The 24,927-nt window shown below is 52.8% G+C and carries 20 protein-coding genes; 10 read left to right on the top strand and 10 right to left on the bottom strand.

What is annotated here, in order from left to right; all coding sequences use genetic code 11:
* Positions 1–251: 251 nt before the first annotated feature.
* Together J5069_RS19165 and J5069_RS19160 are read left to right on the top strand one after the other, a co-directional pair.
* Positions 252–1,655, top strand: coding sequence for a M24 family metallopeptidase (locus tag J5069_RS19165; protein WP_264645370.1), 1,404 nt, complete (start codon positions 252–254; stop codon positions 1,653–1,655).
* Positions 1,656–1,848: 193 nt separating this feature from the next.
* The gene (locus J5069_RS19160) at positions 1,849–3,330 is read left to right on the top strand and encodes a hypothetical protein (protein WP_264645369.1); all 1,482 of its coding nucleotides are present in this window, start codon (positions 1,849–1,851) and stop codon (positions 3,328–3,330) included.
* Between the two features lie 102 nt (positions 3,331–3,432).
* Here J5069_RS19160 and J5069_RS19155 read toward each other — a convergent pair whose 3' ends face one another.
* From J5069_RS19155 to J5069_RS19125, 7 genes are all read right to left on the bottom strand, one after another.
* Positions 3,433–5,316, bottom strand: a complete 1,884-nt coding sequence (locus J5069_RS19155; protein WP_264645368.1) for a sigma 54-interacting transcriptional regulator — start codon at positions 5,314–5,316, stop codon at positions 3,433–3,435.
* A 146-nt stretch (positions 5,317–5,462) separates the two neighbouring features.
* Positions 5,463–6,626 carry a metallo-dependent hydrolase gene (locus tag J5069_RS19150; RefSeq protein WP_264645367.1) on the bottom strand — a complete coding sequence of 388 codons (1,164 nt, stop codon included), beginning with the start codon at positions 6,624–6,626 and terminating at the stop codon, positions 5,463–5,465.
* Positions 6,627–6,640: 14 nt separating this feature from the next.
* A complete protein-coding gene (locus J5069_RS19145) occupies positions 6,641–8,035 on the bottom strand; it encodes an anion permease (RefSeq protein ID WP_264645366.1) in 1,395 nt (464 codons plus the stop codon).
* A gap of 74 nt (positions 8,036–8,109) precedes the next feature.
* A complete protein-coding gene (locus J5069_RS19140) occupies positions 8,110–8,808 on the bottom strand; it encodes an RraA family protein (protein WP_264645365.1) in 699 nt (232 codons plus the stop codon).
* A 10-nt stretch (positions 8,809–8,818) separates the two neighbouring features.
* Positions 8,819–9,772, bottom strand: a complete 954-nt coding sequence (locus tag J5069_RS19135) for a hydroxyacid dehydrogenase (protein ID WP_264627735.1) — start codon at positions 9,770–9,772, stop codon at positions 8,819–8,821.
* A gap of 408 nt (positions 9,773–10,180) precedes the next feature.
* The gene (locus J5069_RS19130; RefSeq protein ID WP_264645364.1) at positions 10,181–11,161 is read right to left on the bottom strand and encodes an MDR family oxidoreductase; all 981 of its coding nucleotides are present in this window, start codon (positions 11,159–11,161) and stop codon (positions 10,181–10,183) included.
* 203 nt (positions 11,162–11,364) lie between these two features.
* Complete coding sequence (locus J5069_RS19125) at positions 11,365–12,054, bottom strand: TetR/AcrR family transcriptional regulator (protein WP_264645363.1); 690 nt, start codon at positions 12,052–12,054, stop codon at positions 11,365–11,367.
* A 178-nt stretch (positions 12,055–12,232) separates the two neighbouring features.
* Here J5069_RS19125 and J5069_RS19120 point away from each other — a divergent pair, with 178 nt between their 5' ends.
* On the top strand, positions 12,233–12,628 hold the full coding sequence (locus tag J5069_RS19120) for a DUF2946 family protein (protein ID WP_264645362.1): 396 nt from the start codon (positions 12,233–12,235) through the stop codon (positions 12,626–12,628).
* A gap of 206 nt (positions 12,629–12,834) precedes the next feature.
* Positions 12,835–14,838, top strand: coding sequence for a TonB-dependent copper receptor (locus J5069_RS19115; protein WP_264645361.1), 2,004 nt, complete (start codon positions 12,835–12,837; stop codon positions 14,836–14,838).
* On the opposite strand, the gene J5069_RS19110 is transcribed toward J5069_RS19115, so the two are convergent.
* The 3 genes from J5069_RS19110 to J5069_RS19100 are packed head-to-tail and all read right to left on the bottom strand — an operon-like array spanning position 14,835 to position 17,935.
* Positions 14,835–15,782 carry a LysR family transcriptional regulator gene (locus J5069_RS19110; RefSeq protein WP_264645360.1) on the bottom strand — a complete coding sequence of 316 codons (948 nt, stop codon included), beginning with the start codon at positions 15,780–15,782 and terminating at the stop codon, positions 14,835–14,837. The genes J5069_RS19115 and J5069_RS19110 overlap by 4 nt on opposite strands.
* 3 nt (positions 15,783–15,785) lie before the next feature.
* Positions 15,786–17,057, bottom strand: coding sequence for a serine hydroxymethyltransferase (gene glyA / locus J5069_RS19105; RefSeq protein ID WP_264645359.1), 1,272 nt, complete (start codon positions 17,055–17,057; stop codon positions 15,786–15,788).
* 56 nt (positions 17,058–17,113) lie between these two features.
* Positions 17,114–17,935 (bottom strand): YggS family pyridoxal phosphate-dependent enzyme, encoded by an 822-nt coding sequence (locus tag J5069_RS19100; RefSeq protein ID WP_264645358.1) that lies wholly within the window; start codon positions 17,933–17,935, stop codon positions 17,114–17,116.
* A 124-nt stretch (positions 17,936–18,059) separates the two neighbouring features.
* Here J5069_RS19100 and J5069_RS19095 point away from each other — a divergent pair, with 124 nt between their 5' ends.
* The 6 genes from J5069_RS19095 to J5069_RS19070 all read left to right on the top strand — a co-directional run bounded on the left by J5069_RS19095 (position 18,060) and on the right by J5069_RS19070 (position 24,825).
* Positions 18,060–19,571 (top strand): PLP-dependent aminotransferase family protein, encoded by a 1,512-nt coding sequence (locus tag J5069_RS19095; protein WP_264645357.1) that lies wholly within the window; start codon positions 18,060–18,062, stop codon positions 19,569–19,571.
* Positions 19,572–19,666: 95 nt separating this feature from the next.
* Entirely contained in the window at positions 19,667–20,065 is a 399-nt protein-coding gene (locus tag J5069_RS19090) for a rhodanese-like domain-containing protein (RefSeq protein WP_264645356.1), read from the top strand.
* A gap of 111 nt (positions 20,066–20,176) precedes the next feature.
* Positions 20,177–20,806: a response regulator transcription factor gene (locus J5069_RS19085; RefSeq protein WP_264625972.1), complete on the top strand. Its 630-nt coding sequence runs from the start codon at positions 20,177–20,179 to the stop codon at positions 20,804–20,806.
* Between the two features lie 7 nt (positions 20,807–20,813).
* On the top strand, positions 20,814–22,340 hold the full coding sequence (locus J5069_RS19080) for an MASE1 domain-containing protein (RefSeq protein ID WP_264645355.1): 1,527 nt from the start codon (positions 20,814–20,816) through the stop codon (positions 22,338–22,340).
* Between the two features lie 100 nt (positions 22,341–22,440).
* Positions 22,441–23,763 (top strand): MFS transporter family glucose-6-phosphate receptor UhpC, encoded by a 1,323-nt coding sequence (gene uhpC, locus J5069_RS19075; protein WP_264645354.1) that lies wholly within the window; start codon positions 22,441–22,443, stop codon positions 23,761–23,763.
* A gap of 30 nt (positions 23,764–23,793) precedes the next feature.
* The gene (locus J5069_RS19070; protein ID WP_264645353.1) at positions 23,794–24,825 is read left to right on the top strand and encodes an ABC transporter substrate-binding protein; all 1,032 of its coding nucleotides are present in this window, start codon (positions 23,794–23,796) and stop codon (positions 24,823–24,825) included.
* The last annotated feature ends 102 nt before the right edge of the window (positions 24,826–24,927 follow it).

The raw sequence follows: 24,927 nt of genomic DNA, 5'->3' as shown, positions 1-24,927 counted from the left end.
AAAATGAATCTGGTTAATAAATAAATATCCTGCCCTCTGTAAAAACAAATTAAAACCATAAAATTCATAACATTAAAATAATTTGATTATATAAAAATAATTTAAATCCTCGATAGCGATAACCAAAATGTGATCCGCCGAAAAATCTTTATTATCGTCAGGCTCGACACCGCGTGATGAGGTCAGGTTAGGTTATAATTCGTTCATACGATCAGAGGCAGCAACCTTTCCCCCGTTATTCAGAGGCGATCATGACAGTGAATGAACCGGAATCATACACACTGCAAGCCATTCCTCAGCCGGAAACCTATGCCAGTGTGCAGAGCACTCCGCTTAGTGATGAAACTCAGCGAGAACGCCTACAGCGCGTCTTACGCGCCATGCGTCAGCAGGGTCTTGATGCATTGATTATCTATGCCGATAAAGAGCATGGGGGCAATTTCGAATATCTGAGTGGGTTTATTCCCCGCTTCGAAGAGGCGCTGCTGATCGTCGCAAATAATGGTGCCGCGACCTATATCATGGGGAATGAAAACCTCAAGCTGGTGCCTCACGCCCGACTGCCCGGCACCGTGTTGCACGCGCCCTGCTTCTCGCTGCCCGACCAGCCAATGCCACCCGATTTCGATCTCACCGCATTGCTTGCGCAATCAGGCATTCAGCTTTGCCAACGTGTCGGCATTGCTGGCTGGAAACACCTGAGGTTAAACGGGCCTTCAGGTAAGGCCATGTTTGATATTCCACATTTTATTTATCAAAGCATCCGGGATGCACTGCCCTCCGCCACCGCGTTGGTGAACGCCACCAGTATTTTTATTTCTCCCGACCGGGGCGTGCGCACCATCAACAACGCCAACGAACTGGCGCACTATGAATACGGGGCGAATCTGGCCTCCACCGCCATACTGAATGCGCTCAATGCAATAGAGATTGGGAAGACAGAAAAAGAGATTGCCGCCTTGCTGGCTGCCGAAGGGCAGCCCCATAGCGTGGTGACCATCGCAGCCACCGGCGATCGCTTCGAGCAAGCCCGGCTTTACCCCAGTGATAAAAAGATAGCGCTGGGTGATAAATTTTCCCTCACCACCGGTTTTAAAGGTGGGCTCACCAGCAGAGCGGCCTATGTGGTAAAACATCGCGAGATGCTGCCCACCAAAACCAATGACTATCTGGAACGTGTCGCCATTCCTTATTACCACGCCGTGGTAAGCTGGCTGACCGCGCTTCGCGTCGGGATTACGGGCGGGGAGATCTACGCGTTAATTGAGGATGTTCTGCCCAAAGAGCGGTTTCACTGGCACTTGAACCCTGGTCATTTGGTGGCTGATGAAGAGTGGCTTTGTTCACCCATCAGCCAGAATTCCCCCATCACACTCGCCAGCGGTATGCTGTTGCAGATCGATATTATCCCTTCGGTAGCGGGCTATGCGGGTGCCAGCATTGAAGATACGGTGGCACTGGCCGACGCAGAGCTGCGGGCCGAATTGGCCTGTGCGTACCCGGCGCTGTGGCAGCGTATTGTCACGCGCAGAACGTATCTGGAAGCGGTATTACACATCCCATTGCATGCCGATGTTCTGCCAATGTCCAATACCGTTGGTTATTTGCGCCCTTTTCTGCTGGATAAGCAAAAAGCATTGGTCTGCGGCAGATAATTACCCTGCCGTCTATGCCATCGTGGGTTCAGTCATTATGGGATAGCGTGTTTGCTATCCCGATTGTTGCCTAAGACTAATCGTTAATAAACACGCTCACGATGTCAAAATCATAAAATTGAATTTTGAAAGAAATCAAAGGGATTATGTCATTCAGTACAGGCTCGTTCTGCACTTTGCATAAGGATGCGCCATGTTTAGTCATATCCCGAGTCACAGCCCATCGCTGCCGCCCTCTTCCCCCCTGAAAACAGAGCAACATAATCCCCGAGATGGCCGATATACAGACAACAAACCGGGTTCCTCTTGCAGAAACGTCACGGAAAATCTCAATCTTATTGCAAACAATGCGGCAACGTTAACTCGGAGCCAAGAACAAGAAATAGCGGCCCCAACTTATAAGCCAGCAGGCTCAATGAGTTATATTTCCATTGCTGAAGGGCAACACTTAAGACATCTGAGAAATTTTGTAGATTCTTCTTACAAGATTTCAGGCGCTATTGATGATAAGGAACAGGTTATTCTGCAACTGAAAAACATCTACTCAGAAGAGTATCTCAATAAATCAATTGCTGGCCCTGATGAGGATATGGATGAATTAATCGATTCATTTAACAAGCAAAAACTGTATGTGAAATTTCATTTCATTGATCTGTTCTCAATTTATGACTACGGTAAGGATGGCTATGTAGATATCAATAAAACCTTATTAGCCCTTCCGCCAGGAGCCCTCAGACCGCCACACATTGCTCAACTGGCATTAACCCTACATCACTTGGCCATGAAGCAAGCCAATGATGATGAGTATTTCAGCAACGCCGTTCCCTTGTTCAGAGGGGAAGTAAGGAAAAGTGAGGATTTCGAGGATATTGAAGAGGGTGACATTTTTTCCTCACCCATCTTCTTCAGTACTTCCGACGATCAAGATGTTGCTGAATCTTTCCTCGGTGATAAGGATGCGCTAGAGCAGGGAGAAATAAATGTGCTTTATACTATAGAGAAAATTACACCTTATTCTGGCGCACACTTATCAGACATCATGGATGATAGAGAAAATGAATTTTTATTCCTCCCTAATATAAAATTCATCATTACAGAAAAAGAATTTAACGAAGAGGATAGCACACTCAACGTGACGATGAGCCAATTACCTATCAGCAAAAACGTTTTTTTCGAACAGCTAAACACATTGATAAAACAAGCCGTGTTCGCCGGTGATTTTACAAAAAAAATGAGCGACATGACATTAACCTCCCCTGGAATAAACCACCGAAACATTGAAGAATATCTGGCAACAGTAAAAACGCCTGACCAAGCTATGATGATGCTGCACCAAATAGATAAAGAGGCATCGATACGCGCTAAAAACGCAGTTAAACACACGCTGGATAATATCAGTCATGAAGCAACAACAAGTAAGAAAATGAAAATAGAGGAAGCCATAAAGCCGCCTGGGGCGTCACCGGTTACAGAGCAAGATAAAAACAGGGAAATAGAGTACAGGTTGAAAAAAATAAAAGCCTTCAGGGCAGCATTAAACATGGAGAAATTAGAACAACGGCTCAGTGTTATCCGACAGTTTAATCTTGACAGCTATGCTGATGAGCAAGGCCGAGGAGATCGTAGCGAACAGGGCACCGCAATGCGTTCTCCTCACGACCACGGGAGTAAATAGGGGGAGCGATAAGACTCGGGCAGAGAAAGGCTGCACCACCCAGGGGATATGGCAATTTACATGCCTATCCCCAGCAGGTTTTCGGGGGGAATTAACACAACGTTAAACAAGCTGATACGCTTTAATTTTACGCCAGAGCGTGGTTTGACTAATGCCTAGCATGACAGAGGCCTTCACTCTGTCGCCCTCAGTCAGGGTAATAACGTCGGAAATCAGCCTTTTTTCTTGTTTTTTCAGCAAATCAACATCATCGCTCTTCACGCTAGAGGGTTGCACAGGGTTTCCATCCCCCTGCCAGGGCGCTGTAATTTTACAGACGCTGTGGATGTCTTCCTTATCGACAACATCCTTATCAAATAGCACAATCAATCGGTGAATCGCCGCATGAAGTTCCCGCACGTTACCCGGCCAGGAATAGTGGTTTAAAAAGGCTACGGCGCGATCGGTAAACGCCATTTCTCGTCCATAACGAAATAACAGATCCTTGATAATTAGCATGACATCGCCAGTCCGTTCCCGTAACGCAGGAAGCGCCAGATCCAACACATTGATGCGATAATAGAGATCTTGCCGAAAATCGCCCGACGTCACCAAATCAGCCAAGGGTTTATTGCTGGCAGTGATCAGTCGGAAATCCACCGCGAGTAGCGTGTCGCCACCCAGTCGCGAAAATTGTTTCTCTTGCAATATTCTGAGCAATTTAATCTGAACCGATAAAGGCGCTTCGCTGATTTCATCAATAAAAACCGTGCCGTTCATCGCCATTTCAAATATACCCGCCTTTCCTCCACGGCGTGCATTGGTGAATGCCCCTTCAGCATAGCCAAACAGTTCGCTTTCCAGGATCCCTTCAGGAATGGCGGCACAGTTTATGGCAATGAACGGGGCATTTTTGCGTTCACTGGCATTATGAATACTTTGAGCAAACAGCTCTTTCCCCGTACCCGTTGCGCCAAAAATAAACACAGGGAGATCGTGGCTGGCATACACTTTCGCGCGGTTAATCGCCTCACGTATCGCTGCTGACTCGCCCACAATATCGGAGAACGAGTAAGCCGCACAAAACCCCTTCACCTCTGATTTTTTCCCACCCCGGGCAGACGCGGCCAGAGCACTATCTTGTTTGAATCCGCTGATAATGGTGTAAACATATTGCTTGTGCGTCACGTGCTTGATGCTGGCGTGAATCACGTCACCATCAATGTCTAACAGCTGTTCCTTGACGTTAATTTCATTAATAATGCTACCAAAAATGCCTTTATAGGCCTCTTTTTGGAAAATTTTATCACCGATGCTACAACGAAATAACCCCATGCCTTTTGCGTTGATATTAATGACTTCCCCGGACTGGTCGATACACATGATACCTTCACGGGATTGATTCAGCGCAGCATAGGACATAGAGAGCTTCATGCTCTCCTTATTAATATACTTAAGCAAGCTGAATGCTTCGTTAAGGGCTTGTTCAATGGAGATATTATCGGTGTCTCCCATGATGACCTTGAGACCGTATTTTTTTGCCATTTCGGCCACGGTCAGGCCACCAATTACCAGTTTATAATCATTTGCAGCCAGATTTTTAATCACATGCTCAATATCATTATGATTATAAACCTGGCAAATTTTAAACTCTTCACCAGTCATTGTCTGATAATGACGTAAAACGTTACAGAACTGAGGGAACCCGACTACCGCAATTTTTTCCGTTCTGTCTTTTGCTTCCTGTAAGCTGCGATAAATACCGTGAAAATCATGAGCAATTTCAATAACAGGAATAGTCACGCTGCTTCTTAACAGTGCCGCAGTACCACCACGACTAATAATGATTTTAGTGCCGCCGTTGATCAACCCCTGTGCTTTATCAACGACATCTGAGTAATGAAACTCATAGACCGGAATCTCAATATTTCGCTCAATTAATACATTTGAAATTCGCTGTGTAATGGTATTCGACACTGAAAATATGACGATATCGTTATTTGGCATATCCGGCCTGTGGGTTGTAGAATATTACCGGTAATTATATCGTTACGCACTTGCAAATCAATCTATTAAAGAGCGACTGCGGACAGCAAAAGCCCCAGTACATTCTTGTTATGTACCGGGGCTTATCAGCATTGATGGCATCTCACTCAGAAAGTGTGACGGCGATAAACAATCTGCCCTTTACATATCGTTGCACAATTATCGATATAGCGGTCGCCTTCTACTTTAATTCCACGCGTATCTTCAAATGTGATTGCCTGCTTACGTAATTTAACGATAGCAATATCCGCAAATGCACCTGGTTGTAATGTCCCAATGTCTCCCGACATTTTCATCAGCCGGGCAGGCGTTTGTGTCACCGCGCGGAGTACATCGAAGAAAGACATGCCCATATTCAGATATTTCGACATAATAAATAACAAGCTAAACACTTTATCCGTGCGCAGACTATTTCGCTGTGTCAAATCGGTACTGATGATATCAGGATAGAAACCTTGCTCCATGGCATTACTGGCAACGGCAAAATCGAAATGGGCGACGCCATTTGAACAGTCAAAAATGACGCCTCTGGTTTGCGCTTCTTTTATCGAGGCATACACCTCGCCATGTGCGTCGAGAATAGAGTTACCGGTTCCGTGGAAACAGTGGGCGTAGATATCGTCTTTTCTAAAGTGCCCAATAAGCTCATCGGCTGCCAGCAGTGAGTCGGTAACATGCACACACAGCGTAGTCTCTAACTTTCTGACCAGATCTACCGTGGTCAGAAAGGGATCGGCGCTGTAATTTTTTCCGCGAGCGATATCCTGACTGTAGCGTAGCTTCAGGCCAAGAATATTATCTTTATACTCCGCCAGCGTCTGTGCGATTCGCTCGATGTTGTAATTCGCCGGGTTGGTATTCTCAAGGTAACCGGTCGGCCCCCCGCCCAACGTCGCCAGACCAACGTTAACCACGTTGAGGTAACTTTTGATTTTTACCATCGACGGATTGATAACCGTTTGGCGAAAATTGGCGTAATTCACCCAGCCACTGCTTCCGGCATCAACCACGCTGGTGACACCATTAGGTAAGCAAATAACATCCGGGTTAACGCTGATTGCCGTGCCCCCCTGATAGACATGAGCGTGAAAATCAATCAGCCCGGGCAAAACCATACAGCCTGCGGCATCAATCACCGTCTCCGTATGCGCTGCATCAGCATCCTCTATATCGACGATACGGTTGCCAACAATGCCAATATTACGGTTAACATAGTTATTGTTGTCGAGGTCAACGACTAAACCGTTTTTAATTAAAACATCGAGTTTCATTTTCGCCTCACGCATTAGATACCGATAAATTTCCAGTAAGGAATACCAATCAGGAAAAACACCAGCACGTTGACCAGAACCATGATGGTGCCTAGTAGCCAGAAGGTTTTTTGTGGAACATAGCCGCTTGAAAAGGTGAATACGCCTGCACCGTTACCATAATGCGTCAGCAATGCGCCATAACCGGCAGAGAACGCCAGTGAAAGCGCCACATACATCGGATGCGCTTGCGTCGTCATGCCAAGCGTAAACAGCACCGGATAGAAGGACACCACAAAGGCACTGTTGGAGACGAAAAAGTAGCGTACCGCGAGGCTGATAAACACCAGCGTCGCCAGCGCGCCGATTTCACTCAACTGAGAGAGATCGAGGTAATTCTTTATGACATCAACCAGATACACATAGAAACCGCCTTTTGACAGCGCCACCGCACAGCCATAGAAGGCACCGTACCAGACAAAGGTTTGCCAGGCAGACTTCTCGCTGACAACGTCATTCCACGTCAGCACACGAAACAGCAGCAAACACGCCAAAAAGGCCAGGCCGACCGGGATAAAATCAATACCGGTCACCGATCCCGTCATCCATCCCAGTACCCCCAGAATAAAGAAGACAATCAGCAGCTTTTCTTCACGTTTTACCGGGCCTAACTCCGCCAATCCTTTTTCAGCAATCTCATTAACGTTGGCAATGATCTTTAATTCTGGTGCATAAATCTTATAGAGAATCCAGGGTGCCAATACCAGCACCAGACCGGCAGGAACTACCGCCGCTTTGAACCACACCATCCATTCGAGATTGACCTTCATGATCTCATTGGCAAGAGACACGGTAATGGAGTTAGTCGCCATACCGGTTAAAAACAGGCTCGAGGTTCCCATGGAAACCACGTACATCAGAATGGTCAGGTAGGCACCAATTTTACGACTTCCGGCTTCAGGTGTTGAACCCAGCGCTTCGGCAATGTTTCTGAAAATAGGGTAGGTGATCCCCCCTGAGCGGGACATATTCGAGCCGGTAGCTGGCGCAAGAATGGTATCCGTTACCATCATCAAATAGCCGAGTGTCAGGGTATTTTTGCCATATCGCTTTAATAACATATAGGCAATACGTTTACCTAGCCCGGTAATAACGAATGCCTTGCAGATAATAAAGGCGCTGATAATAAACCACACCATTGGGCTGCCGAACCCGGCAAACAGCGGGCCAGGGGAAATAACCAATGATGCAAAGCCAAGAATAATCAGCATAATGACGGAATCGGTAAATGGGCGTAGTACCAATCCACACAGCATGGCCAAATAAATACCCACCATATGCCAGGTGTCTGCTGAGACGCCGGTTGGGTGTGGTATTACCCAAAACAAGACGGGGAAAAATATAATGGGCAAGAGTTTAAGATAAAGCATAGTAACAATACCTTTACTTATAAAGCCACGCGGCCAGATACCCCGTCCGTGTGGCTTTTATTTATTAGAAGGAATTAACGAAATATGTCGTTGATAAACTCAACGCCTTTGGCTTCCAACGATTTTTTCACCCATGCGCGATTCGCCGTGCCATTTTTGGCGGCATCCACTTTGCTCGCATCGAATTTTGAGTACTCTTTGGCTTTATCCAACAGGGTGGCAGCATCTTTCAGCGGAATAACAATGACGCCATCGGCATCACCCACGATAAGATCGCCAGGACACACCGCCACGCCACCCACCGCAATCGGGGTATTCACTTCGCCCGGTCCTTCTTTGAAAGGCCCGGCGGGGTTAGAACCGGTAGCAAACAGAGGAAAGTCGAGCACGGAAAGCGCGTCAACATCACGGATCGGCCCATCGAGCACGATACCGGCGATTTTCTTGGTGCAGTGCGCATAAGCCACCATGATCTCTCCCATCAGCGCGCGCGAGCGGTCGCCTTCATTGGAGACAACAATCACATCATGCTCTGAGGCCATATCCAGCGCGGCATGCAGCATTAAGTTATCGCCAGCGCGCACCTTCACGGTGATGGCATAACCCGCCATAATCGGCTTTTTCGGCGAAGAAATACGTTTGATGCCATTACCCAGCACCGCAATTCTATTCATGGTATCAGCGATATTTGCCGCAGGCAGTTGTTCGTAATGTTGCAGCAGTTCAATATCGAAAGCAGGGCGTTGGGTAAAAATACGATTACCAATAGACACGTTATTCTCCTTAAAATCCCGGTACCGGCCAGGATGGTTTTTTGCCAGACAGCACTTCATCCACACCGATGGCGGAATGCAGCGATGCGCGATCGGTTGCTTCTTTTGTTGCAGCACCAATATGTGGAGCAATAACGATATTGCTTAATGTAAAAATCGGGTCTTCGGGATCGAACGGCTCTTTCTTTAATACATCAACCCCCGCACCCGCAATACGCTGAGTGGATAACGCGTGGTATAGCGCTTTTTCATCAACCAATTTTCCGCGTGCGGTGTTAATGAAATACGCGGTAGGTTTCATCATTGAGAACTGTTTTTCACCAACAAAATCGAACGTTTCTGCGGTTGCCGGACAATGCAGTGAAACAAAATCGCTCTCTTGGAAAATACGATCGAAGTCATTGGTCAATTCAACGCCTTCCGGCATTTGTTCCTGTGTTTTATACGGATCGTAGGCAATAACGTTCATGTTGAAGCCATGTAATGCCTTCAGGGCAACGCGAGAACCAATATTACCGACACCGACCAGGCCCAGCGTTTTACCATCAAGTTCGACTTTCGGCGTACGCAATTTTGCCCAGTAATATTCACTGAGCATTTTTTCTTCAACCAGTTTAAAATTACGCGAGCAGTGCAGCATATAAAATATCGCTAATTCAGCGACCGACATGCTATTCGCCACTGGCGCATTCAGTACGGTGACACCGTGGCGTTTTGCGGATTCTAAATCGACAGTGTCATAGCCAGCGCCATGTCGTGCGACAACTTTCAGTTTTTTGGCAGCGTCAAATACGCGATCCGACATTTTAGACAAGCGAACAATAATGCCATCGCAATCAGCAATATCGCGGATGATATCCGCTTCTTCCATCCCTGAACCATCAATAAGTTGATAGCCGCGGCTTTCGAGATATTCTCTTCCTTCCCGCATGATTTCTTGCGGAAGTAAAATCTTATACGACATGTAACAATCTCCTGTGTGGGTTTCCCCTTTAAGAGCACATGCCATGCCAGAAACAGAACATCATAAAAATCAAAATTCAATTCATTGAAAAATATAACTTTATATTTTTATCTGTTTTTACAGCGTCCACGACAAAGTGATGTTATTCACATTTTCATCGGGTATAAAACACGTCAATATTTCAAATTGAAAATCATGAATTTCATTTTTAAACATAATATCATTGCTGCATCACAGTATTTTTCGCGTGCTGCACATTCAAAAAAACCTGACGGGTTGGCTAGGCGCTATTTATTTTCAGCGGGAGGATACAACGAGATGCAAAACAGGACGATTCACGACGAAAGCGAGAGAAAGGGAAAAAGAGATAACCCGCCCAGGATCAGGCGGGTCGAAAATCACTGGCTATCAGCACTTGATCACGGCACGGCCCCGCACTTTGCCCGCTAACAGCGCTTCGGCAACATCAATGGCCTGCGTCAGCGGATACTCCGTGGTTAACGCAGCCAGTTTTGCCATCGGCAGGTATTTGCAGGCTTTTTCCCACAGCGCCGGGCGTTTCTCCGTACTGACCATCACGCTGTCGATACCTTGCAAGGCGACGTTGCGCAGGATAAACGGCGCAACGCTTGCCGGGAGATCCAGCCCTTGCGCCATGCCACAGGCGGCAACGATACCGCCGTACTGAATGCTGGCACACACGTTCGCCAGCGTATGGCTGCCCACGGTATCCACCGCCGCCACCCAGCGCTCTTTTTGCAGCGGTTTACCCGGTGCACTCAACTCGGCACGATCGATAACCTCACTCACGCCCACCTCGTTGCGCAGCCAGTCAGCCTCTGCCGGGCGGCCCGTAGAGGCCACCACCTGATAACCCAACTGCGCCAGAATCAATGCCGCACAGCTGCCTACGCCGCCGCTGGCACCGGTCACCAGCACCGGACCGTCCTCCGGTTTCACCCCGTGGTGTAACACCGCCTCGACGCAGAGCATCGCGGTAAACCCAGCCGTGCCAATCGCCATCACATGCCTGGCGTCTGAACCCTGTGGCAACGGTGCCAACCACTCAGCGCTCACCCGCGCCTTACCCGCCAGGCCGCCCCAGTGTTTTTCCCCAACGCCCCATCCGGTCAACAGCACCTTGTCACCGGCTTTGTACGCTGGGTTAACGCTTTCTATCACTGTGCCAGCAAAATCAATGCCGGGCACCATCGGGAATTTACGCACGATAGGACCGCGCCCCGTGATGGCCAGCGCATCCTTGTAATTGATGGAGGAGTAGTCGATAGCGACCGTTACATCACCTTCCGGCAATGCACTTTCCTCTTGTGCCACCAGCGCCGCATGATAATTGCCTTCAACCTTGTCGATCACGATTGCATTGAACATATAAACCTCGTCTCCGTATCGTTCGCCCGCCGGGGGAACGCAGCCGTAAAATTCACCACATTAATTATTGACCGATCGTCTATAAATTAATACCACGGTAACTGTCATCACATTGCGTTTCAAGCGAAGCGCCGCAACCGGCATTGAAGAGTGAGAAAAGTTTGTTATTTATCAATTTCACGGCGGTGAAAAGCACGCGGCTGTCAGCGCGATATTTCATCATCCGAGTGATAACCGAGGGCATGGGAAAAGAAGTACCAGAATTCATTCAGCGGTTGCGTGGATTGGTACAACTTGGCTCTCATCACCGCCCCTTCCCAACCGCTCCAGAACATCTCCGCCACCTGCTCGGGTGGCGTCGTCGTGCGGATTTCGCCCGCGATCAGTGCCGCCCGCAAACAGGTTTCCACCAGCCCTTGCCATGCATTGAGAATCTGCTGCAACTGCCCTCTGAACGCATCGGGCAATCCGGGCGTTTCCTGCATCAGATTCCCCACCAGACAACCCCGGGTGAAGGCGTATTTCTGCATGCCTTGGCCTGCATCCGCCACAAAATGACTGAGGCGTTTCATCGGCATTACGGAGGCATCCGACAGGAATTTATTCAGCTTATGTTGAAAGAAGCTGTCATAGGACGCGAGCACCGTGCGCCCATAATCCTCTTTATTTTCAAAATAGTAATAAAAAGAACCCTTGGGAACACCGCCGTTTTTCACGATGGCATCAATGCCAGTGGAGAGAAAGCCGTTTTGCGTCAGCAATGCCAACCCGCTGCGAATCAGCACTTCGCGCGTGTCTTTATAGCTCGCATCGGTTTTTGGCGGCCGACCTCTGCCGCGTGGCGCAATATCCGTACTCACATCAGCCTCCTGAGATCCAACGGCTAAAATCATACACCCATGACCATCATTTCACTATGGCAGGGCGCAGCGGGACTCTGTCTGATACGGCAAGGTTTAACCAAGTATGACATAAAGCAAGAAATCGATAATATAAGATAATATTTCTCATTCTCATCAATATTCCTGCGATAAACTACGCCTCTGTTTCCACTCTGGTTTCTCTGGCCCGATGATCGTTTCACACGCAACGACACAAAAAAGCGCAGCCTGCCTGGCATTACTGGCGGTGTTACTGCTGTTTGTCGCTCCGGTGATATCCAAGGGGCGCGCCGAGCGGATGCCGTTACCGCAAACCCACGAAATGGCGATGAATCATCACAGCACAGCGCCTGCGGCACACGATCACGCCGTCATGATGCAGCAAGAAGGGTTCGCCTGCGGCTACTGTGAACTGCTGGTGCATGTGCCCTTTGTCGTCGGCCTATTCATCCCAATGGTGTGGCTAACGGTGCTGTTAGCACGGGCACCGCCGCTACCCCGCGTTCTGCCTCCGCGTTGTCCCCCGCTTGATACCACGCATCTTCCGCGCGCACCGCCACGCCTTCATCTGTCACTCACAGCGTAAATTTCCCTTTCCACAGTAACCGGTTATCGGATTAACACCGTGGACACGTCGTGCCCGTAACGCTCGCGCTGATGGGCCGGGGAGATGTCATCTCGTTCGAAATGCGCATCCGCCTTTCGCAACGACATACCCTTTTTATCCACCGGGATCAGGTGGCTCCCGATCGTGGCGTTTTTCATCCGCACGATCGAAGACAGGTGAAAGTAATGAAAAAAACTAAAATGTTAACCACATCACTGGCGGTGTTTTGCACCTTACCGCTTCAGGCAACGGCCAGCGAAAAAAGCACACACCAGCATGATGAAGGTGATGTGATGACGGTGACGGCCCCAGTCTATTCGCCGTTAACCATTGTGACCTCCCCCAAAACGCCGCGCCAGCCCGTCCCCGCCAGCGATGGGTCGGATTACCTGAAAACCATCCCCGGCTTTAGCCAAATTCGCAATGGTGGCACCAACGGTGACCCGGTGTTTCGCGGCATGTTCGGATCGCGTTTGCGACTGCTTACCAACGATGGCGAAATGCTCGGCGCCTGCCCGGCGCGTATGGACGCCCCCAGCTCTTATATCTCGCCGGAAAGTTACGATCTGCTCACGCTGATCAAGGGGCCACAGAGCGTGCTGTGGGGACCGGGTAACTCTGCGGGCACGCTGCGCTTCGAGCGGCTCCCCCCTCGGTTCACGCAGGCGGGCGCCAGAGGAAATGTCAGCCTGCTGGCCGCCTCCAACCGCCGCTGGGATCAAAATGCGGATATCAGCGTTGGCAACGAGCAGGGCTATCTCCGGTTGACGGGAAACACATCCCGCGCCAACGACTACAAGGACGGAGACAACCGCCGCGTGCCCTCAAAGTGGGATAAGTGGAACAGCGATATCGCGCTGGGATGGACACCGGATAAAGATACGCTGCTGGAACTCTCCGCTGGCAAAGGCGATGGTGAAGCACGCTACGCGGGGCGCGGCATGGATGGCTCGCAGTTCAAACGCGAAAGCCTGGGCCTGCGATTTGAAAAGAGCAACATTGGTACCCTGCTCGATAAGTTCGAAGCCAGCGCCTATTACAACTATGCCGACCATGTGATGGATAACTTCAGTTTGCGTACGCCGGGCAGCATGTCGATGGGCGGCATGGGGATGTCTATGCCGATGGCAATGGCGATGCGTCTGGATCGTCGCACCGTCGGCGGCAGGATGATGACCACCTGGCTGTGGCAGGATTACCAGTTGCAAACCGGTGTCGATACCCAGTTGAATACCCACCGCAGTTTGGACAACGGCCGTTGGGATAAAGATGCCCGTTTCCACAATTATGGCCTGTTCGGTGAACTGACCTGGGAGGCCAGCGCACAAAACAAGGTTATTGTCGGTACCCGACTGGATCGAGCGCAGGTCGATAACTTCACCACAGCAGAACAACCCAGCCGCAGTGCCACGCTGCCCGCCGGCTTCCTGCGCGTGGAGCATTCCGTCGCCTCGCTGCCGTTGATGGTCTATGCCGGCGTAGGCTACACCACGCGTTTCCCTGATTACTGGGAGCTTTTCTCGCCTAAACGCGGCCCCGGAGGCAGCGCCAGCGCCTTCGATAACCTGAAAACGGAGAAAACCACCCAGTTGGATATCGGCGCGCAATACAAAGGAGAGCGCCTGACCAGTTGGGTCTCTGCCTATGCGGGTCGGGTGAATGATTTTATTCTGTTTCGTTACGATGCCAACAATGCCCGTATAAGCCAGGCGGATAACGTCAATGCGCTCACCCTGGGCGGCGAAACCGGCTTGAGCTATCAGTTGACCGACCATTGGAAAACCGATGCCAGTCTGGCGTATTCCTGGGCCGAAAACCGTTCAAACGGTCGTCCACTGCCGCAAATCCCGCCGCTGGAAACACGCTTGGGGCTCTCCTGGGAATCCGGCAACTGGAGCAGCGGCGGCTTGCTGCGGCTGGTCAGCAGCCAGAACCGGTTAGCGGCTAATGAAGGCAACGTGGTCGGTAAAGATTTTGGCAGCAGCAGCGGTTTCGCCATTTTCTCTGCCAATCTGGCGTATAAGGTGACGGAGCAGGTGAAGGTCAGCGCAGGCGTCGATAACCTGTTTAACACCGCCTACAGCGAGCACCTGAATCTGGCCGGTAACAGCAGCTTTGGCTACTCCGCCAATACCACGATGAATGAGCCGGGAAGAACCTTCTGGGGCAAAATTAACGTGACGTTCTAAACCCATGCCGATGCCGGCGGCACGTTTGCCGTCGGCAATGAGAGCAACACATTGAGCGCCGCGATATCTTGCTCAGAGAGTAAGGGATTTTTCATTACCAGATACACATCCAGCGCATCCCTGAAATCCGGTACTACCGTCAGTTGGTGCGCATCAGCGATCGCTTGCGACACCATGCCCACACCGCCCCGGCTTTTCATTAATGACATACTGACTTGCTCACTGCCAGAGTCGTAAACCGCTTTCCCCTGCACCCACGGCTGATGCAGGGCAACAAAGCGATCGAAGACACGGGCATAAGCGCACTCCGCCACCGGTTTGATCAACGGTGCCTGTGCAAGCAGGGTGCCCGGCGCCATCGCGGCCACGATCGACACCTTCAGTGCATCAATCAAGCACATAGGGTCATCACAGTGCGCCGGACAACCAATTACCACTGCCATATCGGCATCGCCGTTGGCCAGTTTGGTCAGGTTTTCCGGTGATTCAGAACTGCTGAATACGATGCGGTAACCGCGCAGCGTATCCATCATAAAGTTCATGATGCAGTGGTTAATATCCAGCGAAAACGTGCTGTTCAGCGCGATGTGTAACGTCGTTGGCGCATGCTGGCGCAACTGATCGACCTTGCGTTGCAGTTGCTCCGCCGTTCTGACCATCGCGGTGATTTCTGGCAGCATCTGCTGACCCTCCAGGGTCAGCGACACGCCCTTGTTGGTGCGGTTAAGCAACCGCAGCCCCAAGTGTTGTTCCAGTTTTTTGATTTGCGCCGCCAGCGCCTGAACCGTCAGACAGGCGTCATCGGCCGCCGCCGTCAGCGAACCTAACTGGACGATTTTTAAAAAGTGCTTCAGTACCTTGCTGTCCATACGCCACCCGACCGCCTTGATTCTCCCGTTATAGCAGTCGTCGTTATCCTTTTCAACGCAGCGTAGGGTGTGCATCGACTACCGGTACACCGGATGGCAACAGCACAGATCTACCACCTGCTTACGAACCCGATCGCGCACCGTCCTCTGCGCGCTTTCATCGTGTTGCAACGCATCCAGTACATCACACAGCCAACCGGCCAGTTGCTCGCATTCGGTGACGCCAAAACCGCGCGTGGTGACTGCCGGTGTGCCAATGCGCAGCCCGGAGGTGACAAACGGCGAACGGGGATCGTTAGGCACGGTATTTTTATTCACGGTGATATAGGCATCACCCAGCGCCGCATCGGCGTCTTTGCCCGTGTAAGCGCGATCGGAAAGGTCAATCAGCATCAGATGGTTATCCGTACCGCCCGAGACAATCTTGTAACCACGCTGTTGCAGCACCACCGCCATAGCGCGGGCATTGGTCACCACCTGACGCTGGTAGGTAGTAAACTCAGGACGCAGCGCCTCCTTGAAAGCCACGGCCTTGGCAGCAATCACGTGCATCAACGGCCCGCCCTGAATACCGGGGAATACGGCAGCATTGAGCTTTTTGTAGAAATCCTCACTTTGCCCTTTGGCGAGGATGATGCCGCCACGCGGGCCGCGCAGAGTTTTATGGGTGGTACTGGTTACCACGTGAGCATAGGGCAACGGATTGGGGTATTCCCCTGCCGCGACCAGACCGGCAACATGGGCCATATCCACCCAAAACACCGCCCCGACTTTATCGGCGATGGCACGCATCCGCGCCCAGTCTTTGTAGCGCGAATAGGCAGAAAAGCCCCCGATCAGCATTTTCGGACGGGTTTCCAGCGCAATACGCTCCATCTCGTCATAGTCGATAAGCCCGGTCTCAGGATCGAGCCCGTAAGGCACAATCTTGTAGTGACGGCCCGAGAAGTTGGACGGATTGCCGTGCGTCAGGTGTCCCCCCTGCGCCAGGTTCATGCCCATTACGGTATCACCGGGATTGGTGAGCGCCAGAAACACTGCCGCATTGGCCTGAGCCCCCGCGTGAGGCTGCACATTGGCATAATCGCAGTCGAACAGCGCTTTCGCGCGCTCAATGGCTAAACGCTCCGCCACATCAACAAACTCGCAGCCGCTGTAATAGCGCTTTCCAGGGTAACCTTCGGCGTATTTGTTGGTGAACACGGAATTCTGGATAGCCATCACCAACGGGCTGGCATAGTTCTCAGAAGCAATCAGCTCGACGTGCTCCTCTTGGCGGCGTTCTTCATTCAGGATGGCATCCGCCAGTTCAGGATCGACATCGGTCAGGGTAAGGGAAGCGTCATACATGGCAAGGTCCTCTCAATTAAAATAGTGGTATTCAATGCATCGATGGCAAAGAGGTATTATTGCGATGGCTCGCCAGGCCAGTAATGGCTGTCAGGCAGCGCACGCGCGCCGAAGATGGCCTGCCCGACGCGCACCACGGTGGCCCCCTCTTCGATAGCTATCTCAAAATCACCCGACATCCCCATCGATAGCCCATCCAGCGCAATCGTTGCGGGAGCACTCTGCCGCAATTGATCGCGCAGGGAGCGCAATAGCACAAAGCACTCGCGTACGCGTTCCGCCTCACTGGAAAAGCGCGCCAGCGTCATCAACCCACGCACCCGCAATGCCGTGAAAGCAGGCAATGCCTGAATAAATTCCGCTACGCTCTCGGGCGCGAGGCCATATTTGCTGACTTCACCGGAGGTGTTGACCTGCACAAACACATCCAGCGAACGTCCTTCATGTTGCAGACGGCGATCCAGCGCTTCGGCGAGTTTCAGGCTGTCCAGCGCCTGAAACTCGCTGGCGAAACGCGCCACCAGCCGAGCCTTATTGGTTTGCAAATGGCCGATAACCGACCATTGCAAATCGCTCAGATCCTGCATGGCCTCCCATTTCCCCATCGCTTCCTGTACCTTGTTTTCGCCCAGCATGCGGCAACCCGCCGCATACGCCAGTCGCAGGTTGCTTTCGGGTTTGGTCTTGCTGACCGGCAGCAGGCGCACCGTGGCCGGATCGCGCCCCACGCGCTGACAGGCCGCCGCGATACGCGCCTGCACCGCCGCCAGATTGTGTCGGAAATCCTCAACGGTCGTGGCCTCAGGATAAAGGCCGTGGCGATCGTGATGGGTCTGTGTGCTCTCAGGAAGCGATGCGCGTGAAGTAGAAGATGACATGGCCTGACGTTAACTCCTGAAAAAGGAAACAAACGGGTTGTAGCACGTAGCGGTTGTACCCATTATTTATAGCGCTAAAATGGCCTGATTAACCCTGCCAATTACCCGAACAGAGACAGACCAATTGTTTAAACATGCTCAGCTTGAGTCGGTTAAAGCCTGGATCGGCGATCCGGCACAGCGCGCCCTGCCGCTGCACGTGCGCATACAGCGGGCGGTGCGCCAGTTGATCCTTGATGGCGTTTTGGATGTGGGCAAGCCATTGCCCGCATCGCGCGCGTTAGCGACGTCGCTGGGCGTTTCCCGCGACACCATCGAATCGGCTTATGGGCAGTTGCACGCGGAGGGTTTCATTGAGCGGCGAGTGGGCAGTGGCAGCTTTGTCTCTGAACGCACACGGCGTTTACCGGGGCGCGGCAAACCTCGTCGTGCGCAGGCGGATAGCGAGACCCCGCGCCTCAGCCAGCGTGGTAGCGCCATGTTTCAGGGCGGTGGCGTGCGCGACTTTCTTATCTCTCGCCCTTTTGCACCGGGCGTGCCGGAAACGCGCAGTTTCCCACTCGCCGTCTGGGAACGTCTGGAACGGCAGGTACTGAAAGAATATGGCACGCGGGCGTTGCTGTACAGCCCACCGCAGGGTATGGAGCCTCTGCGCCGGGCCATTGCCAACCACGTTAATCTGGAGCGCGGCGCACGCGCAACGCCCGAGCGGGTGCTGGTGCTCACCAGCTCCCAACAGGCATTGACGCTGTGTGCCCAGGTCTTGCTTGATGTGGGCGACAAAATCCTGCTCGAAGACCCGGCCTATCACGGCGCGCGCAAAGCGTTCGATGCGGCAGGCCTCATCAGCGTGCCGGTACCGCTGGATGCCGATGGGGTAAGAGTGGACCAGTTGTTTACCGCCGCGGCCGCATCGGAAGTTCCGCCCAGAGCGGTGTTTCTGACACCGTCGCACCAGTTTCCTTCCGGCGCCACGCTGTCTCTGGATAGACGACTGGCCGTCATTGAGTGGGCCAGACAACACCACAGCTGGATCATCGAGGACGACTATGACAGCGAGTTCCACTATGCGGGCAAACCCACTGCCTGCGTACAGGGACTGGACCTGCACGAACGCACGATCTACATCGGCACCTTCACCAAATCACTGTTTCCCGGCCTGCGTATCGGCTATATGGTGCTGCCGCCGTCGCTGGTGGCCCCCATGACCGTGGCCCGCACCCTGCTGGACGGCCACAGCGCCCCCATCCCCCAGCTCACACTGGCGCGCTTTATCGAAGATGGTCACTTTGGTGCCCACGTGCGCACCATGCGCCTGCTGTATGCCGAACGTCGCGATGTGTTGGCCCGGCTGGTGCGACAACATCTGGCCGATGTCGTGGAGCCGTTGGTGCCCAGCGGCGGCATGCAAATGCCCTGCGTGTTTATCCGCGATATCCCCGAACGTGAAGCGGTTGAGTGCGCCCGTCAGGCGGGTGTTGACCTGCTCGGACTCTCGACACTCTCCGCCTTGCATCAACACCGCACCGGCTTTCTGATGGGGTTCGCCGCCCACACGCCCTATGAACTGGAGATCGCGGTGAAGACGTTGGCAAACGTCCTCAAAAAAAACTTCATATGCCTGAAAAACAATTGAATTTACCGCATTAACAGACCTGCTATTTTCTCGTTTACGGCAAGGGCGTCTCTGCGCGCCCGTTGGGCTACGTCAGGTTAAACCAAGGGAAAATCATGTCCATCACTGAGCAAATCAACTACTACCAGCAAAAATTAACGTTTGAAATGGACGCCGCCGATCTGCACACGGCGCGCCAGCAAGGCAAGAACCTGGTGGTGGTCGATGGTCGGCAGCACAGCTATTATCAGATCGAACATATTCCCGGAGCCGTCAATCTGCCCCATCGGGCGCTCTCGTTCGATACCACCACAGCATTGGACAAATCGGCGCTCTACATTTGCTACTGCGACGGTATGGGTTGCAATGGTTCGACGCAAACCGCGCTCAAGCTGCTAATGCTGGGGTTCGAAGTCAAAGAACTGGTTGGCGGACTGGACTGGTGGAAACGGGATGGCTACCCCACTGAAGGCAGTCAGGGGCAGGCAAAGCGCCCTTTGCAGGGTGGCTGCTGACTCATCGCCCGGAAAATAGTGTTAACCCCCCGACAATTTATCGATTGCTGGTTGCTGTAACCGTTTTTTCCTGCGCATGATGCAGAAAGTTTTCATGAGTGTTACAGCAACATGATTAATGTAGCCTTGATTGACGACCACGTAGTGGTGCGTTCCGGTTTTGCCCAATTGCTTTCACTCGAGCCTGATATGCAGGTGGTCGGGCAATATGCCTCGGCCGCCAGCGCCTGGTCGTCACTGTTACGCATGAATATCGATGTGGCGGTGATGGATATTGATATGCCCGACGAGAGCGGGCTGAACCTGCTGGCACGTTTGCGGCAAAAACGCCCGGATTTTCGCGCCATTATCCTCAGCATTTATGACACCTCGGCGTTTGTGCAAAGCGCGTTGGATGCGGGCGCACGCGGTTATCTCACCAAACGCTGTGGTCCGGAAGAGCTGGTGCAGGCGCTACGCGCGGTGCACGCGGGCGGCACCTACCTGTGCGCCGATGCAATGCGCGCCCTGCGCCATCCGCCGCAAAAGTCAGATGCCTTGCATGAATTAACCCCGCGCGAGCGCGAGGTGTTCGATCTGCTGGTGGCGGGTGTCAGCGTTAAAGCCATTGCCGAGCGGCTGGCGCTGAGCCATAAAACCGTGCACGTGCACCGTGCCAACGTGCTTGGCAAGCTGCAATGCGAATCCACCATTGAGCTGGTGCACTTCGCCTTGCAACACCATCTGATCAATAAAGCGTAATACCGCCATGTCTGCACTACGGCGCTGCGGATTGATGCTGTTTCTGGCGCTGTTTTATGGCTTGAGCTGGCTGGCGCTGTGGACCATCAGCTTCTACCTCAATGATAACGGTCAGCAGGCGGCATTGTTATTGCCCCAGGGGCTACGTCTGGCGTTGCTGATTCTGCTGACGCGCCGTTACTGGCCCGTGATCATTGGGGTGGAAACCGCCCTGCTGTTCTGGCTGCACACCCAGCAGTTGCAAACCCAGTGGGTTATTCTGGTATCGGTGTGGGTCAGCCTGCTGCCCGCCTGGCTGACCCACAGCCAATGGCATCGCTACACGTTGTATTGGCAACGGCTCTTGCTGTTGCTGATCGCGGTCTCTCTCAACAGCCTGTTGCAAATGGCGCTGCCCGGTGCCGGTTTGCCTTCGCCGCTCACCCATACGCTGCTGGCAAGCCTGACCGGCGGCGTGCTGCTGATCCCGTTTATCTACCTGATCTACGAGTATCTCAAGCAACAGCACTTGCAAAACCTGCTGGCACAAAACCTCTCCAATCCGCCGTTACGTACCTCGCTGCTGGTGTGGTGTTCGCTGTTTTTCTCACTGGCGGTAGGCGTGCAAATCTCATTGTCGCCGGATGTCGAGCGCTTACTGCTGATTGTGGTGTTTCTGCCTAACGTGGTGATGGCCTATGCCTTTGGCTGGCAAGGCGGGGTGCTGGCGGCGATACTGGGCAGCTTACTGATTACCATCACCCGTCAGATGAGCGGCGCGTTTCATGACATTATCGAACTGGAGCTGTTTCTCTCCACGCAGGCGCTGCTCGGCATTGGTCTGGGCATCGCCATCAGCCGTCAACAACAGCTCGCCCAGCGCCTGAACCGCTATCGCCAGCGCCTGGAGCAAGAGCTGAATCGGCGGCGCCAGTTGATGCAGCGCTTGGTCTCCACCGAAGAAGAGATTCGCAAGGACATCGCGCGCGAGTTGCATGATGACATCGGGCAAAACATCACGGCAATTCAGATACAAGCGGCAATGATTACCCGCCGACCAGAGCCGTTGCTGACCACGCAGGCGGCTGCGCAAATTACCCAACTGGCGCAACGCGTGCACCACACTACACGCCAGCTGCTACGTCAGTTGCGCCCACCGGTGCTAAATGAGATGTCATTGGAAAAGGCACTACATCATCTGGCAGATGAGTTCGCTTTCGCGCAACGCGGTATCGATTTCCGGCTCGATTATCGCCTACCGCAGCCGCCAACCGACGATACCGTGGTGTTTACCCTTTATCGATTGGTGCAGGAGCTGCTCAATAACATCAGCAAACATGCCAATGCTCGCCGGGTGCGCGTTCGCCTGACACCGCTGCCCGGCATGCTGATGTTGGAAGTCAAAGACAACGGCATTGGCATACCGGAACAGGTACAGGAAGGCTTCGGCTTACGCGGCATTGAAGAACGTGTGCATGCGCTGGGCGGCGAATGGATGTTACAACGACGTAAAGGAACACGCATAATTGTTAAGTTGCCCACAAATTTGCCTTAAAGGGGGCTTGAACTAAGAATAATTCCTATCGGGTTACTACCTTATCTCATCCACTGACGGCACGGCTTTCCTACACTCCCTTCAACCGCTGGAGAACCTCATGAGCGCAGACCCTATCAGTATCAGCGCGCACTACCGCTACTGGCGCGGACGTTTGCTGATTTCCATGGTGGTGGGTTACGCCGCGTTTTATCTCACCCGGCGCAGTGTCACCTTCGCCATGCCCGTCATGCAGGTGGAGTTGGGGCTGGATAAAGCGGATATCGGTTTGCTTGGTACGCTGTTTTATCTGGCGTATGGCGGTTCAAAATTTGTGTCCGGCATGGTGCATGACCGCATAGGCGCACGCTGGTTTATGGGCGTCGGCCTGCTGATGACCGGAGTGCTGAATATCGCATTCGCGTTCAGCGCCTCCCTGCCCGCGCTGCTGTTGGTCTGGACGTTGAACGGGTTCTTTCAGGGGTGGGGATGGCCCCCCTGTGCCAGGCTACTGACCCACTGGTATTCGCGTAATGAGCGCGGGCTGTGGTGGGGATGTTGGAACACCTCGATCAATATCGGCGGTGCTGCGGTTCCTCTGCTTTCCGGCGCACTGGCCGCCAGTCAGGGATGGCAAGCCGCACTGCTGATACCGGGTGCGATAGCGATTGTGCTGGGCGCCATACTTTGCCGCCAACTGTGCGGCACGCCGCAAGAAGAAGGGCTGCCCACCGTGGGCCAGTGGCGGCGCGATCCGCTGGAGCTGCGACAGGAGCAACAGAGTCCGCCCATGCGTCTGGGGCAAATGCTGAACCGCACCATTTTGCGTAACGGCATTATCTGGATCCTCGCGCTCTCTTACGTGCTGGTGTACCTGATTCGCATCGCACTGAATGACTGGGGCAATTTGTGGCTGACGGAGAGTCACGGCGTTCAGCTTCTCAGCGCCAATGTCACGGTGATGCTGTTCGAGTTAGGGGGATTGTTCGGGGCGCTGTTTGCCGGATGGGGCTCAGACCTGCTGTTTCGCGGCCAGCGTGCGCCGATGATATTGCTGTTTTCGCTGGGCTTATTTCTCAGCGTAACCGCCATCTGGCTGGTGCCGATTCACCATTATGCTCTGCTGGCGGTGAATTTTTTCAGTATCGGTTTTTTTGTTTTTGGCCCTCAGATGCTTATCGGTCTGGCGGCCACGGAGTACGCCCATAAGGAAGCCGCAGGAACCGTTACCGGATTTCTTGGCCTGTTCGCTTATCTTGGGGCCGCATTGGCAGGGTGGCCGCTGGCACAGTGGATGCAATTCTACGGCTGGTCCGGTTTCTTTGCCTTACTGACACTGGCGGCAGCCTGTGTCGGGCTGTTGCTGATGCCGTTGATGATGGCAGGCACCAGTCGATCGCACATGCATCCGTCTCGGGGGCCAAACGCTTCAGGCCCGTCCTGACGCTTTTACCACTGATAATAAGGAAGCATTATGAAACTTTCTCTTCTCTCTGCCCTTATCGTTACCGGGATCGCAGCGGCCACGCTGTCCAGTGCGGCACAAGCCAAAGGCCGCCTCGTGGTGTATTGCAGTGCCACCAACGCTTTCTGTGAAGCAGAAACCAAAGCGTTTGGTGAAAAGTATGACGTGCAAACCTCCTTTATCCGCAACGGTTCTGGCAGTACGCTGGCGAAGGTAGAAGCGGAAAAACGTAACCCGCAGGCCGATGTCTGGTATGGCGGCACGCTCGATCCGCAATCGCAGGCCGGTGAGATGGATCTGCTGCAACCTTATGTCTCCCCTGAATTGGCCAATATCATGCCGCAGTTCCGCGATCCGGCGAAACGCAAAGGCAATTACTCCTCCGCGGTCTACATCGGGATTCTCGGCTTTGGCGTCAACACTGAGCGTTTGAAAGAGAAAAACCTGCCGGTACCGCAATGCTGGAAAGACCTCATCGACCCCAGGTACAAAGGGGAAATCCAGATTGCCGATCCGCAAAGTTCCGGCACCGCCTACACCGCACTGGCGACTTTCTCGCAGCTGTGGGGCGAAGATCAGGCCTTTGATTACCTGAAAAAACTCAATGCCAACGTGTCGCAGTACACCAAGTCGGGTATTGCACCGGCACGTAACGCCGCCCGTGGCGAAAGCGCTATCGGCATCGGCTTCCTGCACGATTATTCACAGGAAAAAGAGAATGGCGCACCGCTGCAACTGGTATCACCGTGCGAAGGCACCGGCTATGAAGTGGGCGGCGTCAGCATCCTGAAAAATGCGCGTAACCTGGAAAACGCCAAGCTGTTTGTCGATTGGGCGCTGTCCAAAGAAGCACAAGAACTCTCCTGGCAAAAGGGCCAGTCCTACCAGATCCTGACCAACACCAAGGCCGAAGCATCACCGCTGTCGCTCAAGCTCGAAGAGCTGAAATTAATCAATTACGACATGGATAAATACGGCGCGGAAGATGTGCGTAAAGCGCTTATCACCAAATGGGTGAATGAAGTCAAGATGGGCAAATAAGCCCACCGCCCCGGCATAAGCCGGGGCACAGATTGCTGACAGACTGACGCGAATACGGTTATTCCCGTATACCTTCCGTCATTCTCGCGCAGGCGGGAATCT

The sequence above is a fragment of the Candidatus Symbiopectobacterium sp. NZEC127 genome (assembly GCF_025962675.1).
Classification (GTDB): domain Bacteria; phylum Pseudomonadota; class Gammaproteobacteria; order Enterobacterales; family Enterobacteriaceae; genus Symbiopectobacterium.
This window is presented reverse-complemented; position numbering and strand designations above follow the sequence as displayed.

What these genes read in the sequence shown, in the direction of transcription:
- J5069_RS19120 (WP_264645362.1), top strand. Translation starts at nt 12,233, where the DNA reads ATGATCGTTTCACACGCAACGACACAAAAAAGCGCAGCCTGCCTGGCA.
- glyA (WP_264645359.1), bottom strand. Translation starts at nt 17,057, where the DNA reads ATGTATGACGCTTCCCTTACCCTGACCGATGTCGATCCTGAACTGGCG.
- J5069_RS19160 (WP_264645369.1), top strand. Translation starts at nt 1,849, where the DNA reads ATGTTTAGTCATATCCCGAGTCACAGCCCATCGCTGCCGCCCTCTTCC.
- J5069_RS19100 (WP_264645358.1), bottom strand. Translation starts at nt 17,935, where the DNA reads ATGTCATCTTCTACTTCACGCGCATCGCTTCCTGAGAGCACACAGACC.
- J5069_RS19125 (WP_264645363.1), bottom strand. Translation starts at nt 12,054, where the DNA reads ATGATTTTAGCCGTTGGATCTCAGGAGGCTGATGTGAGTACGGATATT.
- J5069_RS19080 (WP_264645355.1), top strand. Translation starts at nt 20,814, where the DNA reads ATGTCTGCACTACGGCGCTGCGGATTGATGCTGTTTCTGGCGCTGTTT.
- J5069_RS19165 (WP_264645370.1), top strand. Translation starts at nt 252, where the DNA reads ATGACAGTGAATGAACCGGAATCATACACACTGCAAGCCATTCCTCAG.
- J5069_RS19090 (WP_264645356.1), top strand. Translation starts at nt 19,667, where the DNA reads ATGTCCATCACTGAGCAAATCAACTACTACCAGCAAAAATTAACGTTT.
- J5069_RS19145 (WP_264645366.1), bottom strand. Translation starts at nt 8,035, where the DNA reads ATGCTTTATCTTAAACTCTTGCCCATTATATTTTTCCCCGTCTTGTTT.
- J5069_RS19155 (WP_264645368.1), bottom strand. Translation starts at nt 5,316, where the DNA reads ATGCCAAATAACGATATCGTCATATTTTCAGTGTCGAATACCATTACA.
- J5069_RS19110 (WP_264645360.1), bottom strand. Translation starts at nt 15,782, where the DNA reads ATGCACACCCTACGCTGCGTTGAAAAGGATAACGACGACTGCTATAAC.
- uhpC (WP_264645354.1), top strand. Translation starts at nt 22,441, where the DNA reads ATGAGCGCAGACCCTATCAGTATCAGCGCGCACTACCGCTACTGGCGC.
- J5069_RS19135 (WP_264627735.1), bottom strand. Translation starts at nt 9,772, where the DNA reads ATGTCGTATAAGATTTTACTTCCGCAAGAAATCATGCGGGAAGGAAGA.
- J5069_RS19085 (WP_264625972.1), top strand. Translation starts at nt 20,177, where the DNA reads ATGATTAATGTAGCCTTGATTGACGACCACGTAGTGGTGCGTTCCGGT.
- J5069_RS19150 (WP_264645367.1), bottom strand. Translation starts at nt 6,626, where the DNA reads ATGAAACTCGATGTTTTAATTAAAAACGGTTTAGTCGTTGACCTCGAC.
- J5069_RS19115 (WP_264645361.1), top strand. Translation starts at nt 12,835, where the DNA reads ATGAAAAAAACTAAAATGTTAACCACATCACTGGCGGTGTTTTGCACC.
- J5069_RS19070 (WP_264645353.1), top strand. Translation starts at nt 23,794, where the DNA reads ATGAAACTTTCTCTTCTCTCTGCCCTTATCGTTACCGGGATCGCAGCG.
- J5069_RS19130 (WP_264645364.1), bottom strand. Translation starts at nt 11,161, where the DNA reads ATGTTCAATGCAATCGTGATCGACAAGGTTGAAGGCAATTATCATGCG.